The organism is Cyanobium sp. Cruz CV13-4-11 (genome assembly GCF_024346055.1).
Lineage (GTDB): Bacteria > Cyanobacteriota > Cyanobacteriia > PCC-6307 > Cyanobiaceae > Cyanobium.
Genome location: NZ_JAGQCH010000001.1, coordinates 277,842 through 304,445 on the forward strand (window position 1 = coordinate 277,842; position 26,604 = coordinate 304,445).

At 67.2% G+C, this 26,604-nt stretch carries 26 protein-coding genes; 19 read left to right on the top strand and 7 right to left on the bottom strand.

What is annotated here, in order from left to right; all coding sequences use genetic code 11:
• Positions 1 to 93: 93 nt before the first annotated feature.
• The 8 genes from KBZ12_RS01495 (at position 94) to KBZ12_RS01530 (ending at position 8,322) form a co-directional block, all read left to right on the top strand.
• Positions 94 to 807, top strand: coding sequence for a D-alanyl-D-alanine carboxypeptidase family protein (locus KBZ12_RS01495; RefSeq protein WP_254955905.1), 714 nt, complete (start codon positions 94 to 96; stop codon positions 805 to 807).
• Positions 808 to 1,116: 309 nt separating this feature from the next.
• Entirely contained in the window at positions 1,117 to 2,925 is a 1,809-nt protein-coding gene (gene typA, locus KBZ12_RS01500) for a translational GTPase TypA (RefSeq protein ID WP_254955906.1), read from the top strand.
• Complete coding sequence (locus KBZ12_RS01505; RefSeq protein ID WP_254955908.1) at positions 2,922 to 3,338, top strand: DUF309 domain-containing protein; 417 nt, start codon at positions 2,922 to 2,924, stop codon at positions 3,336 to 3,338. Before typA ends, KBZ12_RS01505 begins: the two co-directional genes overlap by 4 nt.
• A gap of 28 nt (positions 3,339 to 3,366) precedes the next feature.
• Entirely contained in the window at positions 3,367 to 3,855 is a 489-nt protein-coding gene (locus tag KBZ12_RS01510; protein WP_254955909.1) for an LptA/OstA family protein, read from the top strand.
• Positions 3,852 to 4,580 (top strand): LPS export ABC transporter ATP-binding protein, encoded by a 729-nt coding sequence (gene lptB / locus KBZ12_RS01515; protein ID WP_254955910.1) that lies wholly within the window; start codon positions 3,852 to 3,854, stop codon positions 4,578 to 4,580. The genes KBZ12_RS01510 and lptB overlap by 4 nt, the downstream gene beginning before the upstream one ends.
• Positions 4,577 to 5,797 carry an LptF/LptG family permease gene (locus KBZ12_RS01520; protein WP_254955911.1) on the top strand — a complete coding sequence of 407 codons (1,221 nt, stop codon included), beginning with the start codon at positions 4,577 to 4,579 and terminating at the stop codon, positions 5,795 to 5,797. The genes lptB and KBZ12_RS01520 overlap by 4 nt, the downstream gene beginning before the upstream one ends.
• Positions 5,798 to 5,852: 55 nt before the next feature.
• The gene (gene ccsB, locus KBZ12_RS01525) at positions 5,853 to 6,764 is read left to right on the top strand and encodes a c-type cytochrome biogenesis protein CcsB (protein ID WP_254955912.1); all 912 of its coding nucleotides are present in this window, start codon (positions 5,853 to 5,855) and stop codon (positions 6,762 to 6,764) included.
• A gap of 82 nt (positions 6,765 to 6,846) precedes the next feature.
• Positions 6,847 to 8,322, top strand: coding sequence for a glycosyltransferase family 39 protein (locus KBZ12_RS01530; protein ID WP_254955913.1), 1,476 nt, complete (start codon positions 6,847 to 6,849; stop codon positions 8,320 to 8,322).
• Positions 8,323 to 8,349: 27 nt separating this feature from the next.
• Here KBZ12_RS01530 and rpe read toward each other — a convergent pair whose 3' ends face one another.
• Positions 8,350 to 9,033 (bottom strand): ribulose-phosphate 3-epimerase, encoded by a 684-nt coding sequence (gene rpe / locus KBZ12_RS01535; protein ID WP_216908574.1) that lies wholly within the window; start codon positions 9,031 to 9,033, stop codon positions 8,350 to 8,352.
• A gap of 203 nt (positions 9,034 to 9,236) precedes the next feature.
• On the opposite strand from rpe, the gene glpX reads away from it, so the two are divergent.
• The 7 genes from glpX (at position 9,237) to KBZ12_RS01570 (ending at position 16,256) form a co-directional block, all read left to right on the top strand.
• Positions 9,237 to 10,241, top strand: a complete 1,005-nt coding sequence (gene glpX / locus KBZ12_RS01540; RefSeq protein WP_254955914.1) for a class II fructose-bisphosphatase — start codon at positions 9,237 to 9,239, stop codon at positions 10,239 to 10,241.
• Positions 10,242 to 10,275: 34 nt separating this feature from the next.
• The gene (locus KBZ12_RS01545) at positions 10,276 to 11,586 is read left to right on the top strand and encodes a glutamyl-tRNA reductase (RefSeq protein ID WP_254955915.1); all 1,311 of its coding nucleotides are present in this window, start codon (positions 10,276 to 10,278) and stop codon (positions 11,584 to 11,586) included.
• Between the two features lie 138 nt (positions 11,587 to 11,724).
• A complete protein-coding gene (locus KBZ12_RS01550; RefSeq protein ID WP_254955916.1) occupies positions 11,725 to 13,020 on the top strand; it encodes a glucose-1-phosphate adenylyltransferase in 1,296 nt (431 codons plus the stop codon).
• 112 nt (positions 13,021 to 13,132) lie between these two features.
• Positions 13,133 to 14,551: an NADP-dependent phosphogluconate dehydrogenase gene (gene gndA / locus KBZ12_RS01555; protein WP_254955917.1), complete on the top strand. Its 1,419-nt coding sequence runs from the start codon at positions 13,133 to 13,135 to the stop codon at positions 14,549 to 14,551.
• Positions 14,539 to 15,279 carry a 6-phosphogluconolactonase gene (pgl, locus tag KBZ12_RS01560; protein ID WP_254955918.1) on the top strand — a complete coding sequence of 247 codons (741 nt, stop codon included), beginning with the start codon at positions 14,539 to 14,541 and terminating at the stop codon, positions 15,277 to 15,279. The genes gndA and pgl overlap by 13 nt, the downstream gene beginning before the upstream one ends.
• A gap of 7 nt (positions 15,280 to 15,286) precedes the next feature.
• The gene (locus KBZ12_RS01565; RefSeq protein WP_254955919.1) at positions 15,287 to 15,841 is read left to right on the top strand and encodes a CIA30 family protein; all 555 of its coding nucleotides are present in this window, start codon (positions 15,287 to 15,289) and stop codon (positions 15,839 to 15,841) included.
• On the top strand, positions 15,828 to 16,256 hold the full coding sequence (locus tag KBZ12_RS01570; protein ID WP_254955920.1) for a hypothetical protein: 429 nt from the start codon (positions 15,828 to 15,830) through the stop codon (positions 16,254 to 16,256). Before KBZ12_RS01565 ends, KBZ12_RS01570 begins: the two co-directional genes overlap by 14 nt.
• On the opposite strand, the gene KBZ12_RS01575 is transcribed toward KBZ12_RS01570, so the two are convergent.
• The gene (locus tag KBZ12_RS01575) at positions 16,247 to 19,462 is read right to left on the bottom strand and encodes a chemotaxis protein CheB (protein ID WP_254955921.1); all 3,216 of its coding nucleotides are present in this window, start codon (positions 19,460 to 19,462) and stop codon (positions 16,247 to 16,249) included. The genes KBZ12_RS01570 and KBZ12_RS01575 overlap by 10 nt on opposite strands.
• Before the next feature lie 466 nt (positions 19,463 to 19,928).
• Here KBZ12_RS01575 and KBZ12_RS01580 point away from each other — a divergent pair, with 466 nt between their 5' ends.
• On the top strand, positions 19,929 to 20,975 hold the full coding sequence (locus KBZ12_RS01580; RefSeq protein ID WP_254955922.1) for an AraC family transcriptional regulator: 1,047 nt from the start codon (positions 19,929 to 19,931) through the stop codon (positions 20,973 to 20,975).
• 18 nt (positions 20,976 to 20,993) lie between these two features.
• On the opposite strand, the gene KBZ12_RS01585 is transcribed toward KBZ12_RS01580, so the two are convergent.
• From KBZ12_RS01585 to upp, 4 genes are all read right to left on the bottom strand, one after another.
• Complete coding sequence (locus KBZ12_RS01585) at positions 20,994 to 21,179, bottom strand: ribbon-helix-helix domain-containing protein (protein ID WP_254955923.1); 186 nt, start codon at positions 21,177 to 21,179, stop codon at positions 20,994 to 20,996.
• A gap of 255 nt (positions 21,180 to 21,434) precedes the next feature.
• A complete protein-coding gene (gene ilvD, locus KBZ12_RS01590) occupies positions 21,435 to 23,111 on the bottom strand; it encodes a dihydroxy-acid dehydratase (RefSeq protein WP_254955924.1) in 1,677 nt (558 codons plus the stop codon).
• A 48-nt stretch (positions 23,112 to 23,159) separates the two neighbouring features.
• Positions 23,160 to 23,441 (bottom strand): hypothetical protein, encoded by a 282-nt coding sequence (locus KBZ12_RS01595; protein WP_254955925.1) that lies wholly within the window; start codon positions 23,439 to 23,441, stop codon positions 23,160 to 23,162.
• A 41-nt stretch (positions 23,442 to 23,482) separates the two neighbouring features.
• Positions 23,483 to 24,148: a uracil phosphoribosyltransferase gene (gene upp / locus KBZ12_RS01600; RefSeq protein WP_254955926.1), complete on the bottom strand. Its 666-nt coding sequence runs from the start codon at positions 24,146 to 24,148 to the stop codon at positions 23,483 to 23,485.
• A 48-nt stretch (positions 24,149 to 24,196) separates the two neighbouring features.
• On the opposite strand from upp, the gene KBZ12_RS01605 reads away from it, so the two are divergent.
• Together KBZ12_RS01605 and cobW are read left to right on the top strand one after the other, a co-directional pair.
• A complete protein-coding gene (locus KBZ12_RS01605; protein WP_254955927.1) occupies positions 24,197 to 24,733 on the top strand; it encodes a pentapeptide repeat-containing protein in 537 nt (178 codons plus the stop codon).
• A gap of 53 nt (positions 24,734 to 24,786) precedes the next feature.
• Positions 24,787 to 25,872 (top strand): cobalamin biosynthesis protein CobW, encoded by a 1,086-nt coding sequence (gene cobW / locus KBZ12_RS01610; RefSeq protein WP_254955928.1) that lies wholly within the window; start codon positions 24,787 to 24,789, stop codon positions 25,870 to 25,872.
• A 16-nt stretch (positions 25,873 to 25,888) separates the two neighbouring features.
• On the opposite strand, the gene KBZ12_RS01615 is transcribed toward cobW, so the two are convergent.
• Positions 25,889 to 26,251, bottom strand: a complete 363-nt coding sequence (locus tag KBZ12_RS01615) for a hypothetical protein (RefSeq protein ID WP_254955930.1) — start codon at positions 26,249 to 26,251, stop codon at positions 25,889 to 25,891.
• A 93-nt stretch (positions 26,252 to 26,344) separates the two neighbouring features.
• On the opposite strand from KBZ12_RS01615, the gene purS reads away from it, so the two are divergent.
• Complete coding sequence (gene purS / locus KBZ12_RS01620; RefSeq protein ID WP_094584545.1) at positions 26,345 to 26,602, top strand: phosphoribosylformylglycinamidine synthase subunit PurS; 258 nt, start codon at positions 26,345 to 26,347, stop codon at positions 26,600 to 26,602.
• The last annotated feature ends 2 nt before the right edge of the window (positions 26,603 to 26,604 follow it).

Sequence of the window (26,604 nt, forward strand, 5' to 3'; positions counted from 1 at the left end):
TAGAAAAACCACAGAAATGCCCCCCGCCTAAGATTTGTTGAGGCTTGCAGCTGTGGGAGTGTCCGCCCAACACCTCGGTGATGCCACTCGGTGATGCCCCTCGACGATGACGTCCCGCTGGCCAGGCGCACCACGCCCCGTCCCCGCCGGCAGCCCTCCCTCCCCAAGCGTCTGGCCCAGGTCCTGCTTAGCGGCGCCCTGCTGGCCGGTGGCGCCGTGCTGCTGCTGATCGGGCCGCTGCGCCCCCTGATCACCCCCGTCCCCGTGGCGGGTCTGGCCGCCCGGCTCGGGCCAGATGGGCGCTTGCTTGGCCATTTCCCCTACCCCGAAGCCAGGCCCGAGGAACTGGTGGCGATCGCCCCGGGTCTGCTGTTGCAACCGGAGGCGGCCCGTGCCCTGGAGGCCATGCGGACTGCGGCTGAGGCGGACGGCATCAGCCTCACCGTCCTCAGCGCCTATCGCGGCGTTGAGCTGCAGAAGCAGCTGTTCTTTGATGTCAAGGCCGAGCGCAACCAGACCTCCGCTGATCGGGCCCGGGTGAGCGCCCCACCGGGCTTCTCAGAGCACAGCACGGGCTATGCGGTCGACCTGGGCGACAGCCGTCTGCCGGCTTCCAATCTGATGGAGAGCTTCGAGAGCACCGACGCCTACCGCTGGCTGGATCGTCATGCCGCCCGCTTTCACTTCGTGCGCTCCTTTCCCAAGGGCAACCGCCAGGGGGTGATCTATGAACCCTGGCACTGGCGCTTCGAAGGATCCACCGAAGCCCTGGAGATGTTTGAGCCGGCCCAGCGGCTGGCCCGCTGAGGCGCAGGGTTCGGAGACCCGTCGCCTGTGTGCCTGGAGGGGGTGGGAGTAGGATAAAGATTCGCTTCAACGTTCGCCACATGTCCAATCGGGCCGGCGCGGCAGGGTTTCACCGAAAACCCTGACGAAGCGTCAGAGCGCCGGTTGGCCCCATCATCAGTGGCCCGTTTTCAGCGGTCCCTCTTTCAGGCTCGTTGGCAGCGACATGCCTTCTTCGTCTCGCCATCAACGTCTCGTTTCCCTGGAAACGACCAGCGTCGATTCGATTCCGTTGAATCCTTTCCCTTACCTTCACAGGACGACATCCCCATGAGCGGCGAGATCAAAGGCGCCCCGATACGCAATATCGCGATCATTGCCCACGTCGACCACGGCAAGACCACTCTGGTGGATGCCCTCCTCGAGCAGTCCGGCATCTTCCGCGAAGGCGAAGCGGTGCCCACGTGCGTGATGGATTCCAACGATCTGGAGCGGGAGAGGGGGATCACGATTCTCTCCAAGAACACCGCTGTTGATTACAACGGCATTCGCATCAACATCGTCGACACCCCCGGTCACTCCGATTTCGGCGGTGAAGTGGAGCGGGTGCTCGGCATGGTCGACGGCTGTCTGCTGATCGTAGACGCCAACGAAGGCCCCATGCCCCAGACCCGTTTCGTGCTCAAGAAGGCCCTGGAAAAGGGGCTGCGGCCGATCGTCTTCGTCAACAAGATTGACCGGGCCAGGGTCGACCCCGAGCAGGCTGTGGACAAGGTTCTGGACCTGTTCCTTGAGCTCGGTGCCGACGACGACCAGTGCGATTTCACCTACCTGTTCGGTAGCGGCATGGCTGGGTATGCCAAGCCCGACATGGCCACCGAAAGCGACAACATGAAGCCGCTGTTCGATGCCATCCTGCGGCACGTTCCGCCGCCGGTGGGGGATCCCACCAAACCCCTGCAGTTGCAGGTAACCACCCTCGATTATTCCGATTTCCTCGGCCGGATCATGATCGGCCGGGTGCACAACGGCACCATCGTCGGTGGTCAGAGCGTCGCCCTGATCCGCGATGACGGCAGCATCAAGCGCGGCCGTATCAGCAAGCTGCTCGGCTTCCAGGGTCTGCAGCGGGTGGAGATCCCCGAGGCCCGGGCCGGAGATCTGGTGGCCGTGGCCGGTTTCGACGAGGTCAACATCGGCGAGACGATCGCCTGTCCCGATCACCCCGAGGCCCTGCCGCTGATCAAGGTGGACGAACCCACCCTGCAGATGACCTTCGTCGTCAACGATTCGCCGTTCGCCGGCAAGGAGGGCAAGTTCGTCACCAGCCGTCAGCTGCGCGATCGCCTGCAGCGGGAACTGCTCACCAACGTGGCCCTGCGGGTCGAGGACACCGACTCCCCCGACCGCTTCTCCGTCTGCGGACGGGGTGAGCTGCACCTGGGCATCCTCATCGAGACGATGCGTCGTGAGGGCTTCGAGTTCCAGGTGTCCCAGCCCCAGGTGATTTTCCGCACCATCGACGGCACGCCCCACGAACCGTTCGAAACCCTGGTGATGGATGTGCCCGAGGAGGCGGTGGGCAGCTGCATCGAGAAGCTGGGCACCCGCAAGGGCGAAATGCAGAACATGGAGGCCACCAGTGATGGGCGCACCCAGCTGGAGTTCGTGGTGCCGTCCCGGGGCCTGATCGGCTTCCGGGGTGAGTTCATCCGCGCCAGCCGCGGCGAAGGCATCATGAGCCACTCCTTCCTCGATTACCGCCCCATGCAGGGGGACTTCGACGCTCGCCGCAATGGCGTTCTGATCGCTTTCGAGGAGGGCACCGCCACCTTCTATGCCCTCAAGGGCGCCGAAGACCGGGGCCAGTTCTTCATCACCCCCGGCACCAAGGTGTACAAGGGGATGATCGTCGGCGAGCACAACCGTCCGCCCGATCTGGAACTGAACGTCTGCAAGGCCAAACAGGTCACCAACATCCGCTCAGCCGGTGCCGAAGTCCTCGACACCCTGCAGTCCCCCATCCAGATGACCCTGGAGCGGGCCCTGGAATACATCGGTCCCGACGAGATGCTGGAGGTCACGCCCGAGTCGATCCGGCTGCGCAAGCTGGCGGTGAAGAAGCCCGCCAAGCGTTGAGCGGCGGCCCTGGCCCCGTTGATGAGGAAACCCTGCTGCAGACCGACCCACGCCTGCGGCAGGCGGTGGCGGACTTCAATGCCGCCGATTGGTACGCCTGCCACGATGGCTTCGAGGCTTTGTGGCACGAGACCCAGGGGCCCATGCGACCGGTCCTGCAGGGCCTGCTGCAGATCGCCGTGGCTGAACTCCACCTGGAGAGGGACAACCGGCGGGGCGCCACGGTGCTGATGGGGGAGGGTCTCGGACGGCTGCGCCGCTGCGACGACGACGCCCTCGGCCTGGCCCTGGCCCCCCTGCGCCAGCTGGCTGCCGAACGCCTCAGCGCCCTGCAGCAGCAAGGCGATGTGCGGTCCCTGCCCCTGCCGCGCCTGGAACTGGCGCGAGCCGTGGGCACGTCGCCGGTACATTGAGCACACTCAAGGCCTTAACGTTTTCACCTTGACCCTGCCCCCTCGCCCCCTGTTGTTCGTGCTCGCCGCGGGGCTCGCCGCCGCGGCCCTGCAGGTGATTCCGACGCGTCCTGTCGCGGCCCAGGCACCAGCAGACACGGCCCAGGCCCCCAGGACGAAAGCAGCCGCCACGGGCATGGTCACGATCGAATCCGACCAGCAGCAGGCTGACAACCAGAACGGCATCGTCACCGCCACGGGCAATGTGCGCATCGTCTACGCCGACCGCGGCATGACGGCCACCTCGCGCCAGGCCCAGTACTTCAGCAATGAAGGGCGCCTGGTGCTCACCGGCGACGTCGACGTGATCGACACGGACGGCCAGCGCCTGCGGGCCGAGCGGCTGGTGTATCTGCTGGACAGCGAACGCATGGTGGCGGAACCGCCGGCCGGCAAACAGGTCTTCAGCAAGTTCCGTCTGCAGCAGCAGGGCAGCGCCAAGCCTGCCCAGGCCAAGCCTGCCATCTCCAAGCCGTGAGCCTGGTACTGGAGAGGGTGGCCATCACCCTCGCAGGACGTTCCCTGGTGAGCGATGTGAGCCTGGATCTCCATCCCGGTGAGGTGGTGGGGCTCCTGGGCCCGAACGGGGCCGGCAAGACGACCACCTTCAACCTGATCACCGGGCTGCTCAGGCCCGACTGCGGCGAGGTGCTGCTCGATGGGGAGTCCGTCACCCATCTGCCGATGCCCCGCCGCGCCAGGCTGGGCATCGGCTACCTCCCCCAGGAGGCGAGTGTGTTCCGCCAGCTCAGCGTTCGCGACAACCTGATGCTGGCCCTCCAGGAGAGCGGCTCGGATCCGGCCGGGCGTCGCCAGCGGCTCGATGAGCTGATCGCCGACTTCCATCTGGGCAGCTTTCAGCACCGCCCCGGCTACCAGCTCTCCGGTGGCGAACGGCGCCGGTGCGAGGTGGCCAGGGCCCTGGCGGTGGGGAACAAGGGTCCCCGCTACCTGCTGCTCGATGAACCCTTCGCCGGGGTGGATCCCATGGCCGTGGCCGACCTCCAGGCCCTGATCGACACCCTGCGCCATCGTCGGATGGGGGTGCTGATCACCGACCACAACGTGAGGGAGACCCTGGCGATCACGGACCGGGCCTACATCCTTGCCGATGGCAGGATTCTGGCGTCCGGTCCTTCCCTGTCGGTGGCCAACGATCCTTTGGTGCGGCGTCACTACCTCGGCGAGGGCTTTCAGCTTTGAAGGGAGCTCTGCTGGAAAAGCGCCCCACCTGGCTGCAGTTGCCCAGCCGCGAGCGGCTGCGGGACTGGCAGCGAACCCCGCGCTGGCGGGATTTGCCCCTGCTGGATCGCTGGTTGCTGCAGGAGCTTCTCGGCCCCCTGCTGTTCGGCATCGCCGCCTTCACCGCCGTCTCCCTGTCGGTGGGGGCCGTGTTCGAGCTGGTGCGACGGGTCGCGGAATCCGGCCTGCCGGTGCTGGCGGCGGTGAAGGTGCTGTTGCTGCGGCTGCCCTCCTTCCTGGTGCTCTCGTTTCCGATGGCCACCCTGATGGCCACCCTGCTGGCCTACAGCCGCCTGTCGGGGAGCAGCGAGCTGACCGCCCTGCGCAGCGTGGGCGTGAGCACACGGCGCATGGTGCTGCCGGCCATGGCCCTGGCCCTGGTGATGACCCTGCTCACCTTCGTGTTCAACGACGCGATCGTGCCCCGGGCGAACCTTGAGGCCACCAACAGCCTGGAGCGGGCCCTGGGCAAGGCCATCGCCACCGAGCAGAGCGACAACGCCCTCTACTCCCGCTTCAGCGACGCCAAGTTGCCGAATGGCGATTCGGTCAAAGTGCTGAGCCACATCTTTTTTGCCCGTAAGTTCATTAAGGGTGTGATGTTTGATGTGACATTGCTCGACTTCAGTCGTGAAGGGTACCGCCAGATGCTGACGGCACTGATCGGCAAGTGGAATGAAGACAAGGGGATGTGGGAATTCACCAATGGCCGCATCACCAACATTGATGTGGCCAGCGGCACCACCACTTCCGCCAGCTTCGATCGCTATCTCTACCCCTTCACCCGTGATCCGATCGAAGTGGCCCAGCTGCCCACCGATGCCAGCACCATGACCGTGGGCCAGGCGCTCACGGCTGAAAGGCTGCTGCTGGAAGCCAACAACACCAAGGAGGCGCGGCGGCTTCGCGTGCGCATCCAGGAGAAAATCGCCTTCCCGGCCATCTGTCTGGTGTTCGGGCTGATCGGCAGCAGCCTGGGGGTCCGCCCCAACTCGCGCACCAGCCGTAGCCAGGGTTTCGGCATCAGTGTGCTGCTGATTTTCGGCTACTACCTGATGTCCTTCATCTTCAGCTCCCTGGGCATCACCGGCACCCTGATGCCCTTCATAGCAGCCTGGTTGCCCGTGTTCATCGGTCTGGCCGGCGGTCTCTGGTTGCTGCGACAGGCCAGCCGCTGAGGCCCCCGGCCGCCGGACGACACGGCAGAGTGGATCGGTTTCGCTGCGCTCCTTGGTGAACGATCCGGTCATCGGTCTTGGTCTGGCGGCCTTCGCCCTGCTGCTGCTGGTCCTGCCCATCGCCTTCTGGTCCGTCAGCGGCGGCCACAGCAACCCGGTGGTGAGAATCCTGGTGGCCTCCGCCAACCTCTGCCTCACGGCCCAGCTGGTGTTGCGTTGGTGGGAATCGGGCCACTTCCCGATCAGCAACCTCTACGAATCGCTCTGTTTCCTGGCCTGGGCCTGCACCCTCACCCAGCTGCTGGTGGAGCGCAGCTGGCCCAACCCCCTGGTGGCGGCGGCGGCCACGCCGATGGGCCTGGGCTGCGTCGCCTTCGCCAGCTTCGCTCTGCCCGATCGCCTTCAGGAGGCCTCGCCCCTGGTGCCGGCGTTGCGCTCCAGCTGGCTGGTGATGCACGTCAGCGTGATCATGGTCAGCTATGCCGCCCTGCTGGTGGGCTCCCTGCTGTCGGTGGCCGTGCTGTTCGTCGACCGCAACCAGGATCTGGAGCTGCGCGGCAGCTCAATCGGCAGCGGTGGCTACCGCCAGGCCCAGCTGGCCAGCGACGGACCTGGTGCCATGGCCCTGAGCAGCAGCAGCTTCCGCATCAGCGAACAGCTCGACAGCCTCAGCTACCGCACGATCACGGTGGGTTTTCTGCTGCTCTCCGTGGGCCTGGTGAGCGGAGCGGTCTGGGCAAATGAAGCCTGGGGCAGCTGGTGGAGCTGGGATCCCAAGGAAACCTGGGCCCTGATCTGCTGGCTGGTCTATGCCGCCTACCTGCACACCCGCCTGATCCGCGGCTGGCAGGGACGCCGTCCGGCGATCGTGGCCTCCGCTGGCCTGGTGGTGATCGCCGTCTGCTATATCGGCGTGAATCTGCTGGGCATCGGCCTGCACAGTTACGGCTGGTTCCTGGGTGACTGAAACGGGGCCTGCCTGGCGTTGGGCGTTTCCGGAACCGCGGTTCCGGATCCCCCTGGTCCTCCTGGCAGGGCTGGCCTTGAGGTTGGCAATCTCCGCCATCCTGCCGCCGGGCTACGACGAGGCCTACTACACGTTCTACGGCCAGCATCCGGCCCTGAGCTACTTCGACCATCCCGCCGCGGTGGGGCTCTGGGCCTGGGCAGGCCAGCGCTTGGGGGGATCGGTCCTCGCCCTGAGGATCCCCTCCCTGCTGAGCTACACCCTCGCCCTCGCCCTGCTGGCCGAGGCGACGAAGCGGTGGTTCGGCCAGCGGGCTGCTCTGCTGGCTGCCCTGCTGGGCAGCTTCTGTCCACTCCTGCTGCTTTGCGGAGGCGTGCTGCTGCTGCCGGACAGTCCCCTGCTGCTGGCCCTGGCCGTCCTGCTCTGGTGGTTATCCCGGCACCCGAAGGTGATTCCCGGCACGCCGGGGGAGGCCATCGGCCTTGGCTTGATTCTGGGCCTTGTCACCCTGGGGAAGTACCACGCCTTTCTGGTGCTGCTCTCGCTGCTGGGATGGTGCCTTGGATCTGCCCATCGGCAGGCCCTGTACCGCAGCCCCTGGCCCGCCTTGGGGTGGCTGGTCTGGCTGATCGTGTCGGCGCCTCTGTGGCTCTGGAACATGAACCATGGCTGGGTCTCCTTTCTGTTCCAGGGAGGCCGGACCGATGCCGGGCTCGGTTATGCGCTGGCCGCCCCTCCCTTGTTTCTGCTCTCCCAGCTGGTGCTGCTGTTCCCGACGCTCGGCATCGTTCTGCTGCTGGCTCTGTTGCCCCGATCAGGCCGGGACCGGGCCGTCGCGGCCAGGCAGCTGCTGCGCTGGCTGGTGCTTCCGCAGCTGGTGGTGTTCGTGGCCCTTACCGGACGGATGCATGTGCTCGCCAGCTGGCTGGTGCCGGCCTGGTGGCTGCTGCTGCCCCTGGCCGCTGACTGGCTGGCCGGCGTGCAACGGCCCAGGCTGCGCCCCTGGATCGTTGCGGGCGGCTGGGGCACGGCCGTGGTGCTGCCGCCGTTGCTGCTGACCCTGGCGACCCAGGTGCGCTGGGGGGTGTTCGATCATTGGTTGCCGGCCGGTCTGGACACGTCGACGCAGCTGATGCCGCCGGACAGCCTGCGCCGGGATCTGCAACGCCACCCTGACCTGTGGAAGGCCCTCCAGGAGGCCGAGCTCATTGCCGCCAATCGCTACGACCTGCCGGGTTTCCTGTCCCTTGCCCTGGGTCGCAGCCATGGGGTGGCTTTCACAACCTTCAACCCCGATGCCAGGGGCTTTGCCTGGTGGCAGCCGGCCGACGGCTTCCGGGGCCGGAGCGGCGTGGTTTTCGGGCTTGAAGAGCCTGGCAAGCCTCTGGTTCCGGACTCCTGGGTGCCCTGGATGGGGACCGTGGAGTCCCTGGGCAGCGTGGAGATCCTTCGCGCTGGGAGGCCGGCGCTGCGGCTGGCCTTTGCCCGCTTCGGACCCCTTCCTTACCCGTTGCCTCGCTTCTACGGACCCAGAGCCCTGGCAGGCCCGTTGCCCTGAGGGTCTGGGCCCGCCAACGGGGGTGGTTCAGACCAGGGCAGGTTCGGGGCGGCGGCTGTTGCGGATGCCGGTGATGGCCTCGGCGTAGTCGGCGTGGCCGAAGACCCCCGAGCCGCTGACGATCGCGTTGGCACCCGCCTCGATCACCTGCCAGGCGTTGCTTCCTTTGACGCCGCCGTCCACTTCGATCCAGGGATCCAGGCCGCGCTCGTCACAGAGGCGACGCAGCTGGCGGATCTTCTCCACCTGGGAGGGGATGAAGCTCTGGCCGCCGAAGCCGGGGTTGACGCTCATGATCAGCACCAGATCACAGAGCTCCAGGCAGTACTCGAGGGTGTCGAGAGGGGTGCTGGGGTTGAGCACGGCGCCAGCCATCTTGCCCAGGTCCTTGATCTGGCTCAGGTTGCGGTGCAGGTGGGGGCAGGCCTCAACCTGGACGCTGATGATGTCGGCGCCGGCCTTGGCGAAATCAGCCACATACCGTTCGGGCTCGACGATCATCAGGTGCACGTCCAGGGGCTTGGTCGTCACCGGCCGCAGGGCCTCGACGATCAACGGCCCGATGGTGATGTTGGGCACGAAGCGGCCATCCATCACGTCCACATGGATCCAGTCGGCACCGGCGGCGTCCACGGCCCGCACGTCGTCACCGAGGCGGGAGAAGTCGGCCGAGAGGATCGACGGGGAGATCACCAGAGGCTTGGTGCTCATGGACGGCCACCGCAGCGGAAGAATGAAGGGATTGTAAGGAGCGGCCCAGCGTGGGGCTCCCGGGGGGTCCCGGGCGCGCTGATACGATGGCCCCGCTTCGATTCCGAGAGGCCTTGCAGCGGCTGGTTCTTTCCCCGCTTTGCCTGCGGTCCGCCTCCGGCGTGCCGGCCCCTCGTTGAGGCCCCTCCCCCCGCCGGACCGTTGTGGATCGCACTCTCATCCAGGAACTGCTCGAAGTCGTCGAGCAGGCCGCCATCGCCTCTGCCCGCCTGACAGGGCTCGGCAAGAAGGACGAAGCTGATGCCGCTGCCGTGGAGGCGATGCGCACCCGCATGGGCAGCATCGCCATGCAGGGCCGGATCGTCATCGGCGAGGGCGAGCGGGACGAGGCCCCCATGCTTTACATCGGTGAGGAAGTGGGAAGCGGCACCGGCCCCGGCGTCGATTTCGCCGTCGATCCCTGCGAAGGCACCAACCTCTGCGCCAATGCCCAGGACGGCTCGATGGCTGTGCTGGCCGCCAGCGACCGCGGTGGCCTCTTCTACGCCCCCGACTTCTACATGAAGAAACTGGCGGCGCCGCCGGCCGCCAAGGGCAAGGTGGACATCCGCAAGAGCGCCACCGAGAACATCGCCATCCTGAGCGAGTGCCTCGGCATCCCCGCCAGCGACCTGGTGATCGTGGTGATGGACCGCGCCCGCCACAAGGGCCTGATCGCCGAGATCCGCGCCACCGGCGCCCGGGTCAAGCCGATCAGTGACGGCGACGTGCAGGCCGCCATCGCCTGCGGCTTCGCCGGCACCGGCACCCATTGCCTGATGGGCATCGGCGCCGCCCCCGAGGGTGTGATCTCCGCCGCCGCCCTGCGCTGCCTCGGCGGCCACTTCCAGGGCCAGCTGGTGTACGACCCCGCCGTCGCCCAGACCAGCGAGTGGGCCGATTACACCAAGGAGGGCAACATCGCCCGCCTCAACGAGATGGGCATCACCGACGTCGACAAGGTGTACGAGGCCGAGGAGCTGGCCTCCGGTGAGAACGTGGTCTTCGCCGGCAGCGGCATCACCCCCGGCCTGCTGTTCAAGGGCGTCGTGTTCGAGGCCGACTGCACCCGCACCAGCAGCCTGATCATCAGCTCCCTCGACCGCAGCGCCCGCTTCACCGATACGGTTCATATCAAGGAAGGCGCCAAGAGCATCGCCCTGCGCTGAATCCACCAGAGCCCGGACCCCGGAGCCCGCCTCCATGCACATCGCCGTCGTCGGTCTGAGCCATCGCACGGCTCCGGTGGAAATCCGCGAGCGCCTGAGCATCCCCGAGCAGACCATGGAGGACTCCCTCCAGCGTCTGCGGGCGGATGAGCAGGTGATTGAGGCCTCAATCCTGAGCACCTGCAACCGGCTGGAGATCTACACCCTCCTGCGCCATCCCGAACGGGGCATCAGCGCCGTCGGCGACTTCCTCAGCCAGCAGTCCGGGTTGGCGGTGGAGGAGCTGCGCCCCCATCTGTTCACTTACCACCACGAGGAGGCGGTGGGCCACCTGCTGCGGGTGGCCGCCGGCCTCGACAGCCTGGTGCTGGGGGAGGGTCAGATCCTCTCCCAGGTGAAGAAGATGGTGCGGCTGGGCCAGGAGCACCGTTCCGTGGGGCCGATCCTCAACCGCCTGCTCAACCAGGCCGTGAGCACCGGCAAGCGGGTCCGTACCGAAACCAACCTGGGCACCGGTGCGGTCTCGATCAGCTCCGCCGGCGTCGAGTTGGCCCAGCTCAAGGTGGGCCAGGCCCGCGGCCTGGACGAACTGGTCCCCCTGGACCAGGAACAGGTGGCGGTGGTGGGGGCCGGCCGCATGGCCCGGCTGCTGCTGCAGCACCTCCAGGCCAAGGGTTGCCGGGGTGTGGTGGTACTCAACCGCACCGTCTCCCGGGCTGAAGCCCTGGCGGCCGATTTCCCCACCCTGCCGGTGCAGTGCCGTCCCCTGGACGACCTCGACCACTGCCTGAGCACCTGCTCCCTGGTGTTCACCAGCACGGGCGCCGAGGAGCCGATCATCACGGCCCGCCGGCTGGAGGGGCTGAATCGCCGCTCCAGTCTGATGCTCATCGATATCGGTGTGCCCCGCAACATCAGCGCGGATGCGGACGAGCTGCCGGGTGTCGACAGTTTCGATGTCGACGATCTCCAGGAGGTGGTGGCCCGCAACCAGGAGGCCCGCAGGGAGATGGCCGCTGAGGCCGAGGGGCTGCTGGCCGAGGAATCACGCCTGTTCCTGGAGTGGTGGGACGGCCTTGAGGCGGTTCCCCTGGTCAACCGCCTGCGCCTCCAGCTGGAGGACATCCGTGAACAGGAGCTTCAGAAGGCCCTGAGTCGGATGGGCCCCGACCTTTCCGCCAGGGAGAGGAAGGTGGTTGAAGCCCTCAGCAAGGGGATCATCAACAAGATCCTGCACACCCCTGTCACCAAGCTGCGGGCGCCCCAGCCCCGCCAGCAGCGCCTGGCGTCGATGGGGGTGCTGCGGGATCTCTTTGAGCTTCATGACGACCCACCGGAGGCCTGAGCCCCCCGTCCCCGGGATCACCCGGCCCCAGCCCCATTCACCACTGCAACGGAACATGAACCGAGTTGCCGCCGCGCCTCGCTCCCCGTCACCACGCTCCAGTACGGTCTGCCCAGCCAAGGAACGAGGAGCGGGCTCATGAAACGCGTTCTGGCCATCATTCTGGGAGGCGGGGCGGGAACGCGCCTCTACCCCCTCACCAAGATGCGGGCCAAGCCCGCCGTGCCCCTCGCGGGCAAGTACCGCCTGATCGATATTCCCATCAGCAACTGCATCAACTCGGAGATCAACAAGATCTACGTGCTGACCCAGTTCAACAGCGCGTCGCTCAACCGTCACCTGACGATGAGCTACAACCTCTCCGCCGGTTTCGGCCAGGGGTTCGTGGAGGTGCTGGCCGCCCAGCAGACCCCCGACAGCCCCAGCTGGTTCGAAGGCACTGCCGATGCGGTGCGCAAGTACCAGTGGCTGTTCCAGGAGTGGGACGTCGACCACTACCTGATCCTTTCCGGTGACCAGCTCTACCGGATGGACTACAGCAAGTTCGTGCAGCACCACATCGATTGCGGCGCCGATCTGACCGTCGGTGCTCTGCCGGTGGATGGGGCCCAGGCCGAAGGCTTCGGCCTGATGCGGACCTCCTCCGACGGCCGCATCCTCGAGTTCAGCGAGAAGCCCAAGGGGGACGCCCTTGAGGCGATGCGGGTCAACACCGAGAGCCTGGGCCTCTCCGCCGAGGAGGCCGTCAAGCGGCCCTTCCTAGCGTCGATGGGGATTTACGTCTTCAACCGCAGCACCCTGTTCAACCTGCTGGCCAGCCATCCGGAGTCGACGGATTTCGGCAAGGAGATCATCCCCACCTCCCTGCGGGAAGGGGACCATCTGCAGACGTACCTGTTCGATGACTACTGGGAGGACATCGGCACGATCGGGGCGTTCTACGAGGCCAACCTGGCCCTCACGGATCAACCCAACCCGGCCTTCTCCTTCTATGACGAGAAGTTCCCCATCTACACCCGGCCCCGCTACCTGCCCCCCAGCAAGCTGCAGGACGCCCAGGTCACCCAGTCGATCATCGGTGAAGGTTCCCTGCTCAAGGCCTGCAGCATCCACCACTGTGTCCTGGGGGTTCGCTCCCGCGTCGAAGACGAGGTGGTGCTCCAGGACACCCTGGTGATGGGGGCCGACTTCTTCGAGTCCTCGGAGGAGCGGCTGGTGCTGCACGAGCGGGGCGGCACACCGATCGGGGTGGGCCGGGGGACGACGGTGAAAGGCGCCATCCTCGACAAGAACGTGCGCATCGGCCGTGACGTCACCATCGTCAACAAGGACCGGGTGGAGGAGGCCGATCGGCCGGAGCTCAACTTCTACATCCGCAACGGCATCGTCGTGGTGGTGAAAAACGGCACGATCGCCGACGGCACGGTCATCTGACGCTCGCTTCGGGGGGAGGGCTGGGCCAGCAGTTGCTGACATCCCTCCCCAGGAGACCGACGAGCCGCCGAACGCTGGCCACACTGCCAACGAATCAAGGAACCTCGGTCCTATGGGCAAGGCGCATTTCGGACTCATCGGCCTTGGCGTGATGGGTGAGAATCTGGTCCTCAACGCAGAGCGAAACGGGTTTTCGAGCGTCGTCTACAACCGGACCTACGCCAAGACCGAGGACTTCCTGGCCGGTCGCGGTGCCGGCAAGGACATCGTCGGCGCCGCCACCCTGGAGGAGTTCGTGGCGGCGCTGGAGCGCCCCCGCCGCATCCTGATGATGGTGAAGGCGGGCGCTCCGGTCGACGCCACCATCGCCAGCATCTCGCCCCTGCTCGAGGAAGGTGATCTGCTGATCGACGGCGGCAACTCCCTCTACACCGACACCGAGCGGCGGGCGGCTGAGCTGGAGAGCAAGAGCTTCGGCTACATCGGCATGGGCGTCTCGGGGGGCGCCAAGGGGGCCCTGGAGGGGCCGAGCATGATGCCCGGCGGCACCAAGGCGGCCTACGACGCCATCGAAAGCCTGGTGACGAAGATGGCCGCCCAGGTGGAGGACGGCCCCTGCGTCACCTACATCGGCCCAGGCGGCGCCGGCCACTTCGTCAAGACCGTCCACAACGGCATCGAATACGGCATCGAGCAGATCCTGGCCGAGGCCTACGACCTGATGAAGCGCATCGGCGGCCTCGATGGCGATGCCATGGCCGACGTGCTGGGGGGCTGGAACCAGACCGAAGAGCTCGCCTCCTTCCTGGTCGAGATCACTGAGGTGTGCCTGCGCACCAAGGATCCCGAAAGCGGTGGTGATCTGGTGGAGCTGATCGTCGATGCCGCCGGCCAGAAGGGCACCGGCCTGTGGACCGTGGTCAGCGCCCTGGAGATGGGCGTGCCCGTGCCCACCATCTACGCCGCCCTCAACGCCCGGGTGCTGAGCTCCCTGCGCAGCGAGCGCCTGGCGGCCGAACCGGTGCTGCATGGGCCTGCCCCCCACAGCTTCCCCCTGGGCGAGCCGGCCACCGGCATGGCACCGCTGCGGGATGCCTGCATCTTGGCCTGCATCGCCAGCTACGGCCAGGGCATGGCCCTGCTGCAGGAGGCCTCGAAACTGCACGACTACAGCCTCGACTTCTCGGCCATCGGCCAGATCTGGAAGGGGGGTTGCATCATCCGGGCCCGGCTCCTGCAACGCATCCAGGACGCCTATGGCGCCAATCCGTCCCTGCCCAACCTGATGTTGGATCCCTGGTTCGCCGCCCAGGTCAACCAGCGCCTGGGCGGCCTGCGCCAGGTGGTGGCCGGGGCGGCCCTGGCCGGCATTCCCGTGCCTTGCCTCAGCAGCACCCTCGACTACATCGACAGCTACCGCAGCGGCCGTCTGCCCCAGAACCTGGTGCAGGCGATGCGGGACTGCTTCGGCTCCCATACTTATGAACGCACGGACCGCCCCGGCGCGTTCCATACCGAATGGCTCGATTGACCGAACCCAGCACCCGCTATCACCTGATCGTCGCCGCCAGCCCCGAGGCGCTGGCCCGCCAGGCGGCCGAACAGATCGCCGCCGGCATCGACCTGGCCCTGGCCGAGCGGGACCGGGCCCAGATCGCCCTGGCAGGCGGCGAAACCCCCCGGGCGGCCTACGGGCGTCTGGGGGGCGAGCATCTGCCATGGGAGCGGGTCGATGTGCTCCTGGGGGATGAGCGCTGGGTGAGCGCCGACGACCCCTCCAGCAATGCCCGCATGCTGCGGGAGACGCTGCTGGCCCAGCCGCCCGCCAGCCGGGCCCGGTTCCATCCGGTGCCTACCGACCGCCCCAATCCGGAGGACAGTGCCGTGGCCTATGCCGCGGAGCTGGCGCTGATCTGCCCCGGCCTGCTGCCACGCTTCGATGTGATCCTGCTGGGCCTCGGCGACGACGGCCATACGGCCTCCCTGTTTCCCGGCACGGCAGCCCCCGGAGTGAGCGACCGTGCCGTCACCATCGGCGAAGGCAAGGGGCTGCCCCGCATCACCCTCACCGCGCCGGTGCTTTCGGCCGCCCGCCGGGTGATCTTTCTGGTCAGCGGCGCCGGCAAACGCCAGGCGCTCGCCCGGCTGCTCGATCCGAATGAGCCCGCCGAGCGCACCCCCGCCCGGCTGGTGCGGCCGGCCTCCGAGGTGGTGATCCTTGCCGATGCCGCCGCCGCCGCGGGCCTCCCCCCCCGCTGAGGTGCCCATGCAGGTGATCCGTGGGGATGGCTTCAGTGGCTGGCATGCCCTCAATGACACCGTGATGGGCGGCCGCAGCAGCGGCAGCTGCACGGTCAGCAGCAGTGGTCTGCGGCTGGAGGCGGTGGTGGTGGAGCAGGGCGGTGGCTTCGTGAGCTGCCGCTCGCCGGTGTTCTCCCCGCCGCTGGATCTCTCCGATCAGGCCGCCTTTGAACTGGAGCTGCAGGGGGATGGGCGCCACTACAAGCTGGCCGTCGCCTGCGCCGATGGGGTGGCGGGCCTCACCGAACTGATTCCCGGTGGGGTGCGCTGGGTGGCCAACTTCGCCACCGCCGCCGACGGACCCTGCCGGCTGCGCATTCCCTTTGCTCAGCTGCGTCCCTCCATCCGGGCCAAGCCGATTGAGGCCCTGCCCATGGGCCTGCCGCTGTGCTTCGACCCCGCTCGCATCACCCGGCTGCAGATCCTGCACTCGAAGTTCGGCGACGACGGCACCGATAATCCCGGCTTCCGCGCTGGCCCTCTTCTCCTGGAGCTGATGGCGATCGATGCCGTCGCCTGAGGCCCCGATCGGCAGCGCCAACACCGACCTGAGCCGGCTGGTGGCGGCGGCGGCCGACCTCTGCCGCAAGCCCCTGCGCCATGCGGTGGTGCTTCCCGACCTGGCCGACGCTGGGGAGAAGGCTGCCGAGGCGGGGGACAGCCTCGACCTCTGCCTGCGCCTGGAGGCCCGCACAGCCGAGGGGGAGCGGGTCCCGGCGGAGGATCTGGAGCTCGAGATCTACCGCAGCGGCGACGCGCTCAACCTCACTCTCGCCTGGTGCCACAGGGACGACCAACCGCTGCTGTGGCAGGGGAGCCATCCGGTCTGGATGGATGGGGCCACGGGCCTGCGCAGCAGCTGTCCGCCCCAGGGCGGGCCGCTGGAGGCCCTGGCCCGCCGCCTCAGGGCCCTGTTGCGGCCCGATCAGGGCTGAGCCGTCGGCAGCACCACCAGCAAGGTCCCGATCCCCATCGACGATGGCAGGCTCCAGAGCTCGGCCAGAGCCTGGATCGTGCGGCCATCCCGGTGCCGCAGGGGGAGGCTCTCGCTGCGCAACAGCGCCTCACCAGCCGGAACCTCGTTGCCCTTGATCGCCCATACCTCCTCCGGCAGGGTGCAGAAGAGCGACGCCGGTGAGCCCACCAGGCTGTCGCGATCGAAGCCGATGCGTTCGCAGAGGGTGCCATTGACCATCACCACCCGTTGGTTGGCGTCGAACACCGCCAGGGCGAAGCTGGGGCTGCGGACCAGGGTCTCGAGCAGAACACTGAGGTCCTTGTCATGCTTCTCGACCTGGCGCTGCTCCGTCACGTCCGCCAGGGTGCCGACCACGTAGCGATCCATGCCCTCGCTGAGCACCCTGGCGTTCTCCTTCACCCAACGGCGCTGGCCATCGCGGCGGAGGATCCGGTACTCCACCGACCAGCTCCCCTGCTTCAGGTTGCGGCTGGCCCAGACCCGCTCGCGATCGGCCGGATCGATGGCGTCATCGAGCAGTTCCGATCGGGAGAACAGCTCGGCCGGAGTCCAGCCTGTCAGGGGCAGGATGCGCTTGCTGACATAGAGCAGACGATGCAGGGAGTCATCCCGCTTCCAGACCGCCTCGTCGAGGGCATCGGTGAGGCTGGAAAACGAATCCAGTGAGGCCTCGGCGGCCTGGCGCAGGGCCAGCAGTTCAGACACGTCCGTGAGGGTGACGATGGCCCCGCGGCGCTGGCCATCCTGTTCCTGGTAGGGCAACACCTGGGCCAGGTAGGCGATGTCCTCGTTCACCGCCTCGATGCTGCGCCGGGACGCACCGGCCAGCACCTCCCCCAGGGCCCCGCGCAGACCGGGCAGGTCCACCGTGGTCGGGATGCCGAGCAGGGGCTGGCCGATGTCTCCTTCCACCAGGGCGAAGACGCGCACCGCCAGCGGCGTGTAGCGGGTGATCCGCAGGTCCCGGTCAACGATCACCATGCCCTGGTTCAGGGAGATCTGGATGTTCTCCAGGTCGGAGCTGAGCAGCTGCAGCTCTTCGCTCCTGGCCCGCAGCTGCTGGTTGAGGGTGGCCAGTTCCTCGTTGGTGGCCTGCAGTTCCTCGTTGGAGGATTCCAGCTCCTCATTCGACGACTGCAGCTCCTCGGAAGAGGCCTGCAGCTCTTCGGTGGAAGCTTCTAGTTCTTCGTTGGCCCCCTCGAGGTCGGCCATCGAGCGCCGCAGGGTGTCATGGCTGGTGAGGAGCTCCTTTTCCAGCCGGGCGATCTGCTGATCGAAGTCCGGCGCCCGGCTGACCGGCTCGCCATCGGCGGCGGACTCCGGACCCTCCGCCTGTCCAGGCAGAAAGCTCAGCAGCGTCAGCCGACGCTCGTTCACTTCCAGGGGTTGTGCCTCCAGCCGCAGGCTGAGACTGAAGTTGGGAAGACTCAGCACCCGGCTGCGGACCGGTTGGCCATCGGCCCGGACGAGCAGCAGGATGGCGCGGGCCTCGGCCTGCAGCTCAGGCAGCAGGAAGGTGGTCGCGGCACTGGAGATCCGGCCCTCCGGGAGTCGGCAGTAGGGGCTGACGTCGCCGATCACCTCCACCAGTTCATGGGCTTCATCGAGGACCACGCAAGGGGGACAGCTGCTGCGCACCAGGGCTTCCAGGGTGGCGACGTGCTCCTCGACCACGGTTTCCCGCAGGATCGAGATGCGGCCGACCGGGCTGAACAGCTGGGTGGTCCGCTGGGCGGGCTGGGTGAACGTGGAATGGCGGCTGGGCTGCTGCTCCCCGGTGCGATAGAAGATGCGGTGCTCGGCATTGGCCACCGCGAACCCCTGGTTCCTGGTGCCGAGGGACTCGGTGCGCCCCAGGAAGAGCAGGCCTGAGGGCAGCAGACCGAAGCGAAACAGGCTCAGAACCCGCTCCTGCAGGGGTGGGGTGAAGTAGATGAGGGTGTTGCGGCTGCAGATCAGATCCAGGCGCGGAAAGGGGGGATCCACCGCCACGTTGTGACGGGCGAACACGACGCAGTTACGCAGGCCTTCGCAGATCTGCATCTCGCCGTTGTGGGGGACAACGAACCGCTCCCGCAGGGGGTCGGGGAGCGCCATGAGGGTGGTCGACGGGTAGGTGGCCCGGCGCGCCAAGGCGAGGCTTTCCTCATCGAGATCGGTGCCGAAGATCTTGAGGTGACGGGTCAGATCCTGGGGATGGCCGAGCACCTCACTGATCAGCATGCCGATGGAATAGACCTCTTCTCCGGTGGCACAGCCCGGCACCCACACCCTGAGGCGATCCCTGCGCGTGCGCTGGGCCACATAGGCCTGCAGCAGCTCCCCGAGGGTCGCGAACGACTCGGGGTCCCGGAAGAAGGACGTCACGGTGACGAGCAGGTTGTGGACCAGGGCCAACGACTCCTGCTTGTCGGTCGCCAGGAGCTGCAGGTACTGCTCCATGGTGTCCACCTGGCGCAGTGCCATCCGCCGCGACAGCTGACGCTGCAGGGTGGAGTCCTTGTACTGGCTGAAGTCGATGCCGCAGTTGTGCTGAAGCAGCTCCATGGCGCTGCTGATGTTCACGGCCTCCGGCAGAGGTCTGCCTCGCTCCACCCAGTCGTCACCGGAATGCATCAGGTCGCAGAGGTGCTGACCGATGGCGACCGGATCGAGGATGAGGTCGGCGCCACCCATGGCGATGGCGGCCCTGGGCATGCCATCGAAGCGGGCGCTCTCGGGGGTCTGGGCGATGGTGAGGCCGCCGGCGGCACGGACGGCCCTGAGTCCACGGGCCCCATCGGATCCGGTGCCCGAGAGGACCACGGCCGCGCTCCGCTCCGCCAAGTGGTCGGCGATCGACTCGAACAGACGATCGATGCTGGGGCTGGGGCCGAAGCGCGGTTCGGGCGCCGCCAGGGTCACCCGGTCGCCCTGAACGCGGATGTCGTGATTGGGTGGACAGACCGTGATCGTGCCGGGCAGCAACAGGGCCCCATCCACCGCCTTGAGCACCTGCAAGGCCGTGACCCGAGAGAGCAGATCGACCATCAGGCTGCCGTGGTCGGGTGATAGGTGCTGGGCCACGACATAGGCCACATTGCCGCCGGAGGCGAGGCTGCCCAGAAGCTGTTGCAGCGCCTCCAGCCCGCCTGCCGATGCGCCGATGCCCACAAGATGCATCAGTGACTCTGTAGATGTTGCTTCAGGCTCGCCAGCTGTCCCCGAGGATGGAACGGCATCGGCAGGCAATGGCGGGGATGGCGTAGGTGAAGACTCTGGATCACTGGATTCTTCCATCCGCAGGCAGGCGAAGAAGGGGTGGAAAGGAGTTTACCCGCAGAACACTTGGACTCTTTGAGACAAGATCGTTCCAGCGTTGGTTCTGACGCTGGCGCCCATAGCATTTAATTGGCTCCTCTTGATTCTGTTCAGATGACTTCATGGCAGACGGGATAGGGAAGTGGAGAACATCAGGCGTCTCGTTGCATTCGGTGTCGAAGTGAAAGTCAGCCTGGTCCACTGAACACAACAAAGAAAGACCAAAGCAGCAGGATTAACCTTGCTGTGAGGATCGATGTCGACGGCGTGGAGTCAACCTGAATCGTGCTACAATAGATCTTGCGCCGGAAAAGAGGTGGATCACCCGATGTCCAGCGATGACGATTTCCCCAATCAGCGGCATCACGAGTCTGCTCGCTTCTCGAATCCCCTGCTGCAGCATCCGGAGCTCATCGAGGATCCACGGGCCTGTGCATCGTTGTTGCAGGAAGCGTTGCCCCTGATGGAGTTGCAGCCACTCGAATCTGCCGCAACCTGGTGGTTCTACGGCACCAACTTTCATCTCGGCACCATGCTGGTTTCCGCCTGGACGGCCAGGCCGATGCGCGCCGCCTTCAGCGATCACCGCGACCGCATCGCCTTGTTCGGCTTCGGTGGGGAGCAGCGCCTGCGCCAGGCCTCCCGCACCTGGCGTTGCGGCAATGGCTGCTGTCTGTTGATGGCGAAGGCCCCCTGCACGATGGAGACGTCCCTCTCGTCCGCCGTGGCCTTCGCCCTGTCCGACGAGCAACTCCTCCAGGCCGCGCTCAGCATGGGGGGGTATCACCAGCAACCGGAGGGCTGGCAGGAGATCCTGGACCAGGCCCATGGCTGGAGCCCGCCGGAGAATCCGTCCGCCCCGTCCCTTCTGGCGGCCCTGCGACAAACGTTGGACATGGCCGGGCAGCTCGCCGGGTACGGGCGGGGTCTGCTTGAGTCCCTGCAGCTTGATGACCAGATCCACCGGCTGATGGCGGCGATGCTGCTGCCGGATCTGCGTGAAGAGAAATCCCTCGATCGGCTGCGGTACCGCCAGCGGCAGGGTAGGGATGCCTTCGATGAACTGATTGATTACATCAAGCAGAATCTCGGCAGTTCGTTGACGCTGACCATCCTGGAGTCCAGGAGCCATTATTCACGCCGGGCCCTGCAGTATGCCTTCGCTGAACGCATGGGCTGCGGTGCCACCCAGTGGATCAAGAATCAGCGTCTCGACCTGGCCAGGCGGCGGCTGGAGAATCCCACGGCCACTGACAGCGTGGGGAGCATCGCCAAGGAGTGCGGATACCGTTCCCTTGGCCTGTTCAGTGTGGATTTCCAGCAGCGCTTTCACGTCAAGCCGTCCCAGCTGTTGCGGGAATCCCGGCCGGAGTAAGGGCCGGGAGCGCTGCCCTCAGGAATGACGCTGGAAGCCATCCATGGCTTCAGAACGGTTCTGATAGTGGTCGTGGGGAGGGAAGGCCTGCAGCGATGTTTCCAGCAGGTAGGCGGCGAGATTGGACAGGGAACGTCCCTGTTGATTGCTGCGCTCAATCAGGGATTGGTAAGCGTTGTAAGGAATCGTGATGGTGACACGCACAGGTCGCAGGAAGGGGCCTGGCGTTGATTGGCTTCGCATGGGTTCATTGCTGCTACACCACAGATCTAGGCTGATTTACCCATGTTTGGGTGCCACATTTTCAGCCGCAACGGGTACCTCGTGAGGGCGAAAGGCGAGGACTGCACAGCGATTCAGGCTGCTGTGGTCAGCAGCGTGGCGACGGCGACGGCAGTGCAGGTCTGCATCAGGATGCGCGTCTTGCGTTTTTCTTAAGACTGGCTTGATGGCCGCTGATCAGTCCGGGGGCTGGTCGGTCACGGCGCCCAGGCTGCTGCTGCTCACCTGGCGGGCGTACTTGCCGAGCACGCCGGTGCGGTAGCGGGGTGCGGGCTTGGTCCAGGTGCTGCGGCGCCGGGCCAGCTCGTCGTCGGCCACGTTGAGCTGGATCAGGCGCTGCCTGGCATCCACCGTGATGCTGTCGCCCTCCTGCACCAGGGCGATGGTGCCGCCCACGGCGGCTTCCGGGGCCACGTGGCCCACCACCATGCCGTAGGTGCCGCCCGAGAAGCGGCCATCGGTGATCAGGGCCACCGAATCACCTAGCCCCTCGCCGATGATCGCGGCGGTGGGGGCCAGCATTTCGCGCATGCCGGGGCCGCCCACCGGCCCTTCGTAGCGGATCACGACCACATCGCCGGCGCTGATGCGCTTCTCGAGGATGGCGGCCAGGGCGGTCTCCTCGCTCTCGAACACCCGCGCCGGGCCGGTGATCACCGGATTCTTGACACCGCTGATCTTGGCCACGCTGCCTTCTTCGGCCAGGTTGCCCCGCAGGATCGCCAGGTGGCCCTGGGCGTAGAGGGGGTTGGAGAGGGGCCGGATCACCTCCTGGTCGGCAGGAGGCTCGGAGGGCACGTCGGCGAGCACCTCGTGCAGGCTGCGCCCCTCGATCGTGCGGCAGTCGCCGTGCAGCAGGCCGGCCTCCAGCAGCAGCTTCATCACCTGGGGGATACCACCGGCCCGGTGCAGATCCACGGTCACGAAGCGGCCGCTGGGCTTGAGATCGCAGATCACCGGCACCCGTTGGCGGATCGTCTCGAAGTCGTCGATCGTGAGCGGCACGCCGGCGGTGCGGGCGATCGCCAGCAGGTGCAGCACCGAGTTGGTGGAGCCGCCCACCGCCATGATTACGGCGATGGCATTCTCAAAGGCCTCCCGGGTGAGCAGATCACGGGGCCGGATGTCGGCGGCGATCGCCTCCACCAGCACCTCGGCGGAGCGGGCGGCGCTGTCGGCCTTCTCCGGATCCTCCGCCGCCATGGTGGAGCTGTAGGGCAGGCTCAGCCCGAAGGCCTCGAAGGCCGAGCTCATCGTGTTGGCGGTGAACATGCCGCCGCAGCTGCCGGCGCCGGGGCAGGCGTTCTTCTCGATCGCCAGCAGTTCCGCCTCATCGATGCGGCCGCCCGACAACTGCCCCACCGCCTCGAAAGCACTCACCACGGTGAGATCGCAGGGCCCCAGTTTCCCCGGCTTGATCGTTCCGCCGTACACGAAGATCGCCGGAATGTTCATGCGGGCCATGGCGAGCATGGCGCCAGGCATGTTCTTGTCGCAGCCGCCGATGGCCAGCAGGCCATCCATGCTCTGGGCGTTGCAAGCGGTTTCGATCGAGTCGGCGATCACCTCGCGCGACACCAGCGAATACTTCATGCCCTCGGTCCCCATCGAGATGCCGTCGCTGACGGTGATGGTGCCGAACATCTGGGGCATCGCTCCGGCGATGCGGGCGGCCTGCTCGGCCCGCCGGGCCAGGTCGTTGAGGCCGATGTTGCAGGGCGTGATCGTGCTGTAGCCGTTGGCGATGGCCACGATCGGCTTGCCGAAATCCCCATCCCCGAAGCCCACGGCCCGGAGCATGGCCCGGTTGGGGGAGCGTTGAAGGCCCTTGGTGATGGCGTCGGAGCGCAGCATGGCCGGGGTGGATCGGATCTGCAGCAACCTACCGAGGGGCCTGCGCCCTCAGGGCTGGGGCTGCAGCTGCTCCAGCTGGCGGCGCACCTCGTCGATCGCCTGATTGAGCTTCTGGACGCGGTCGTGAAGCTGGTCACGGCCCACCGGCTCGCCGCTGGCCTCCGCCAACCTTGAAACGCGCAGCATCCGCAGCTGACGCTGAACCAGGTGCCGCCGTTCGGCACGGCGGAGCAGCCAGGCCGCGAGGCCCGCGGCTCCGGCCACCGCGCCGGCGGCCGCCGCCAGCAACACGATTCCGCCGGCGGACGATTGCTCCCTCGTATCAGCCATGAACCTGCAAGCGTTGGTGAGCCCGGAAGGGAAAACCCAGCCTAGGCAGAGGCGGAGGCGATTCCATACAGCCGTTCACTCACCTCTCCGAAGCCGGGCACGACAAGGTGCCTGTCGTTCACTTCGGGGTCGATGCCGGCGCAATAGATGGTGAGCTGCCCGTGGCGCTCCCCGACGACCTGCAGTCCGGGGCTGGCCGCCAGGGCCGTGATCACCCGCAGGCGTTGGCCCTCCACACCAAGACCCTGGAGCCGGTCGAGCAGGGCCAGCAGGATCGAGCCGCTGGCGAGGCAGGGCAGGAACACCAGCACACCACTGCGGGGATCGATGGTGGCCGGCAGATCATCCAGGAACCAGTGGGGCTTGTGCTCCGGCCCGCAGGGCTCGATCCCCACGTGGGCCAGCTGGGCGGAAGGCAGCACCGTCTGGGCCCCTTGCCACAGGCCCAGCCCCCCCCGCAGCACCGGAATCACCAGCAGGGGGATCTCCGGATCCACCACCTGGCCATCGCTGCGGCCCAGGGGCGTCTCGACCGTCACGGAGCGATGGGGCAGCCAGTCACGCAGGCATTCGTAGGTGAGCCAGCGGCCCAGTTCCGCCATCGCGGTGGCGAACAGGGGCGACGGGGTGGCGCCATCCCGCAGCAGGGTGAGCCAGTGGCCGATGAGGGGATGGGGGGGCACCACCACCCGCAGGGACATGCTCATGACGGGCTGCGTCTGCCATAGCTTGAACCGGCAGCGTACCGGTGTGGCATGGCCCCCAGCTTCCAGTCCTTTGTCGCCATCGGCCGCCGGATCGCCCCCCTGTTGGGGACCCTGATCGCTCTGCTGCTGTGCTGGACCGTGCTGCCCGTAGCTCCGGTGCTGGCGATCACCGCCCCGGAGTTGCGGGCCCAGCGCTCCTTCCAGGATCTCGATCCCGATCTGCGCGGACGCAACCTGCAGCAACAGGAATTCCTCAAGGCCTCCATGGAGGGCTTCGACCTGCGTGAGGCCGATCTGCGCGGAGCGGTGTTCAACTCCACCAACCTGCGCCAGGCGGATCTGCGCGGCGCCGATCTCGAGGACGTCGTGGCCTTCGCCACCCGTTTCGATGGTGCCGACCTGCGCGGGGCCCAGTTCCGCAACGCCATGCTCATGCAGAGCCGCTTCCGGGATGCCCAGATCGATGGGGCCGACTTCAGTGATGCGGTTCTCGACCTGCCCGAGCAGAAGGCCCTCTGCGCCCGCGCGTCCGGCCGCCACCCCGTCACCGGTGTGGCCACCAGCGAGAGCCTCGGCTGCCGCTGATCCCGGCAGCGGCGCCTCCCCTAGGTTTCGATGCTGTCTCTGCCTCTGTTCTGATGACGGCCACCCGCTCCAGACGCCTGCCGGTCACGGTGGTGACCGGTTTCCTGGGGGCCGGCAAGACCACCCTGCTGCGCCACCTGCTGCTGGAGAGCGGTCTGCGCCTGGCCGTGCTGGTCAATGAGTTCGGCGAGGTGGGCATCGACGGCGACCTGATCGCCTCCTGCGGCTTCTGCCCGGAGGAGGAGCTCGACGACCGTCTGGTGGAACTCGCCAACGGCTGCCTCTGCTGCACGGTGCAGGATGAGTTCCTGCCCACCATGACCCGCCTGCTCGAGCGCGCCGACCGCCTCGACGGCATCGTGGTGGAGACCAGTGGCCTGGCCCTGCCCGAACCCCTGGTGGCCGCCTTCGGCTGGCCGGAGATCCGCAGCCGCACGCGCGTGCATGGGGTGGTCACGGTGGTGGACGGGGAGGCTCTGGCCGCCGGCCATGTGGTGGGCGATGCCGCCGCGGTGGAGGCCCAGCGCCAGGCCGATCCCAGCCTCGACCACATCAGCGCCATCGAGGATCTGTTCGCCGACCAGCTCGGTGCGGCCGATCTGGTGCTGGTCAGCCGGGCCGACCGCTTGGAGCCGGAGGCCTTCGAGCGGGTGAAGACCAGCCTGGCGGCTGGGCTGCGCCCCGGCACCGTGGTGCTGCCGATGGCCCGGGGCCGCCTTGATCCCACCTTGGTGCTGGATGGCCCCGGCAGGGAGGAGGTCGATGCGCACACGCATCACGACCACGATCACGACCACGATCACCACGACCATGCCCACGTGGCGATGGAATCCCTGCTGCTGCGCCGCTCGGGCCGCTGGCAGCGGGCCGTCCTGGAGGCGGAACTGCAACGGTTGCTGATCGAGCATCCGGTGGTGCGGCTCAAGGGCCGACTGCTCCAGGCCGGCAAGAAGCTGCCGCTGCAGATCCAGGGGGTGGGCCGTCGGCTTGAGTGCTGGTACGAGGCGAGTGCCGCTACCCCAGCCGCCGAAGAGCCCGCTGGAGTCCCCGGCGATCAGGACACCGATGGCCTGGAGCTGGTGGTGCTGGCCACCGCCGGAGCCGCGGGCCCCCTGCGCCAGGCCCTCGATCGCCTCTGAACCCCGTCTGCCCCGGTCAGTCGAGGGGGATGTCCCCCCTGGCGCAGACCCCATCCCAGCAGAGGTCTGTGTTCTCCACCCAGCGGCTGTTGACCGGCTGCCAGCCGCCGCTGGGTTTGAGCATCGTCACCTTGCCCCGACCGTCGTGGCGGAACTCGATCCGCTGCCCGCCCACCAGCAGGAACCAGTGCAGTCCCATCGTCTCCACCTGCATGTGGCAGTCCTGCCAGGGTCCATCCGCCAGGCGGCACTGCAACGACACCAGGCCCGGCAGGGGATTGGCCTGCAGGGCGGCACAGGCCACGGTGAGACCCATCAGCCAGGCCAGCAGGCGGGGGCCAAGCAGATCCAGCAGAAACCTCCGCAGGGAAGGCGCCACGGCCAGCGGAACATGGGACCATCTCCAGGCTGGTCAGCCGGGGAAAGCCTGGTGGGGCGTGCTGCCAAGATTTAACAAACGTCCGTGCCCCCGGTGCCGCTCTTCAACGCCCGCGTTCAGGTCTCCCTGCGACCCTCCGTGCTGGATCCCGCCGGGGAGGCCACCCGGGCCGCCGCCGCCCGGCTCGGGGTGGAGGGGGTCAAACGGCTGCGGATCGGCAAGGCGATCGAACTGGATCTGGAGGCGCCGGACCGGGCCACCGCCCAGGCCCGACTTGAGCTTCTCAGCGACCGACTGCTGGCCAATCCGGTGATCGAGGACTGGTCGCTGGATCTGGCCGAAGCGGGTTGAGG

Coding starts and splice junctions, on each gene's coding strand:
- cobW (WP_254955928.1), top strand. CDS start 24,787: ATGACGGCCACCCGCTCCAGACGCCTGCCGGTCACGGTGGTGACCGGT.
- KBZ12_RS01595 (WP_254955925.1), bottom strand. CDS start 23,441: ATGGCTGATACGAGGGAGCAATCGTCCGCCGGCGGAATCGTGTTGCTG.
- KBZ12_RS01580 (WP_254955922.1), top strand. CDS start 19,929: ATGTCCAGCGATGACGATTTCCCCAATCAGCGGCATCACGAGTCTGCT.
- gndA (WP_254955917.1), top strand. CDS start 13,133: ATGGGCAAGGCGCATTTCGGACTCATCGGCCTTGGCGTGATGGGTGAG.
- pgl (WP_254955918.1), top strand. CDS start 14,539: ATGGCTCGATTGACCGAACCCAGCACCCGCTATCACCTGATCGTCGCC.
- ilvD (WP_254955924.1), bottom strand. CDS start 23,111: ATGCTGCGCTCCGACGCCATCACCAAGGGCCTTCAACGCTCCCCCAAC.
- KBZ12_RS01570 (WP_254955920.1), top strand. CDS start 15,828: ATGCCGTCGCCTGAGGCCCCGATCGGCAGCGCCAACACCGACCTGAGC.
- KBZ12_RS01605 (WP_254955927.1), top strand. CDS start 24,197: ATGGCCCCCAGCTTCCAGTCCTTTGTCGCCATCGGCCGCCGGATCGCC.
- rpe (WP_216908574.1), bottom strand. CDS start 9,033: ATGAGCACCAAGCCTCTGGTGATCTCCCCGTCGATCCTCTCGGCCGAC.
- KBZ12_RS01550 (WP_254955916.1), top strand. CDS start 11,725: ATGAAACGCGTTCTGGCCATCATTCTGGGAGGCGGGGCGGGAACGCGC.
- upp (WP_254955926.1), bottom strand. CDS start 24,148: ATGAGCATGTCCCTGCGGGTGGTGGTGCCCCCCCATCCCCTCATCGGC.
- KBZ12_RS01575 (WP_254955921.1), bottom strand. CDS start 19,462: ATGCATCTTGTGGGCATCGGCGCATCGGCAGGCGGGCTGGAGGCGCTG.
- KBZ12_RS01545 (WP_254955915.1), top strand. CDS start 10,276: ATGCACATCGCCGTCGTCGGTCTGAGCCATCGCACGGCTCCGGTGGAA.
- KBZ12_RS01565 (WP_254955919.1), top strand. CDS start 15,287: ATGCAGGTGATCCGTGGGGATGGCTTCAGTGGCTGGCATGCCCTCAAT.
- typA (WP_254955906.1), top strand. CDS start 1,117: ATGAGCGGCGAGATCAAAGGCGCCCCGATACGCAATATCGCGATCATT.
- KBZ12_RS01495 (WP_254955905.1), top strand. CDS start 94: ATGCCCCTCGACGATGACGTCCCGCTGGCCAGGCGCACCACGCCCCGT.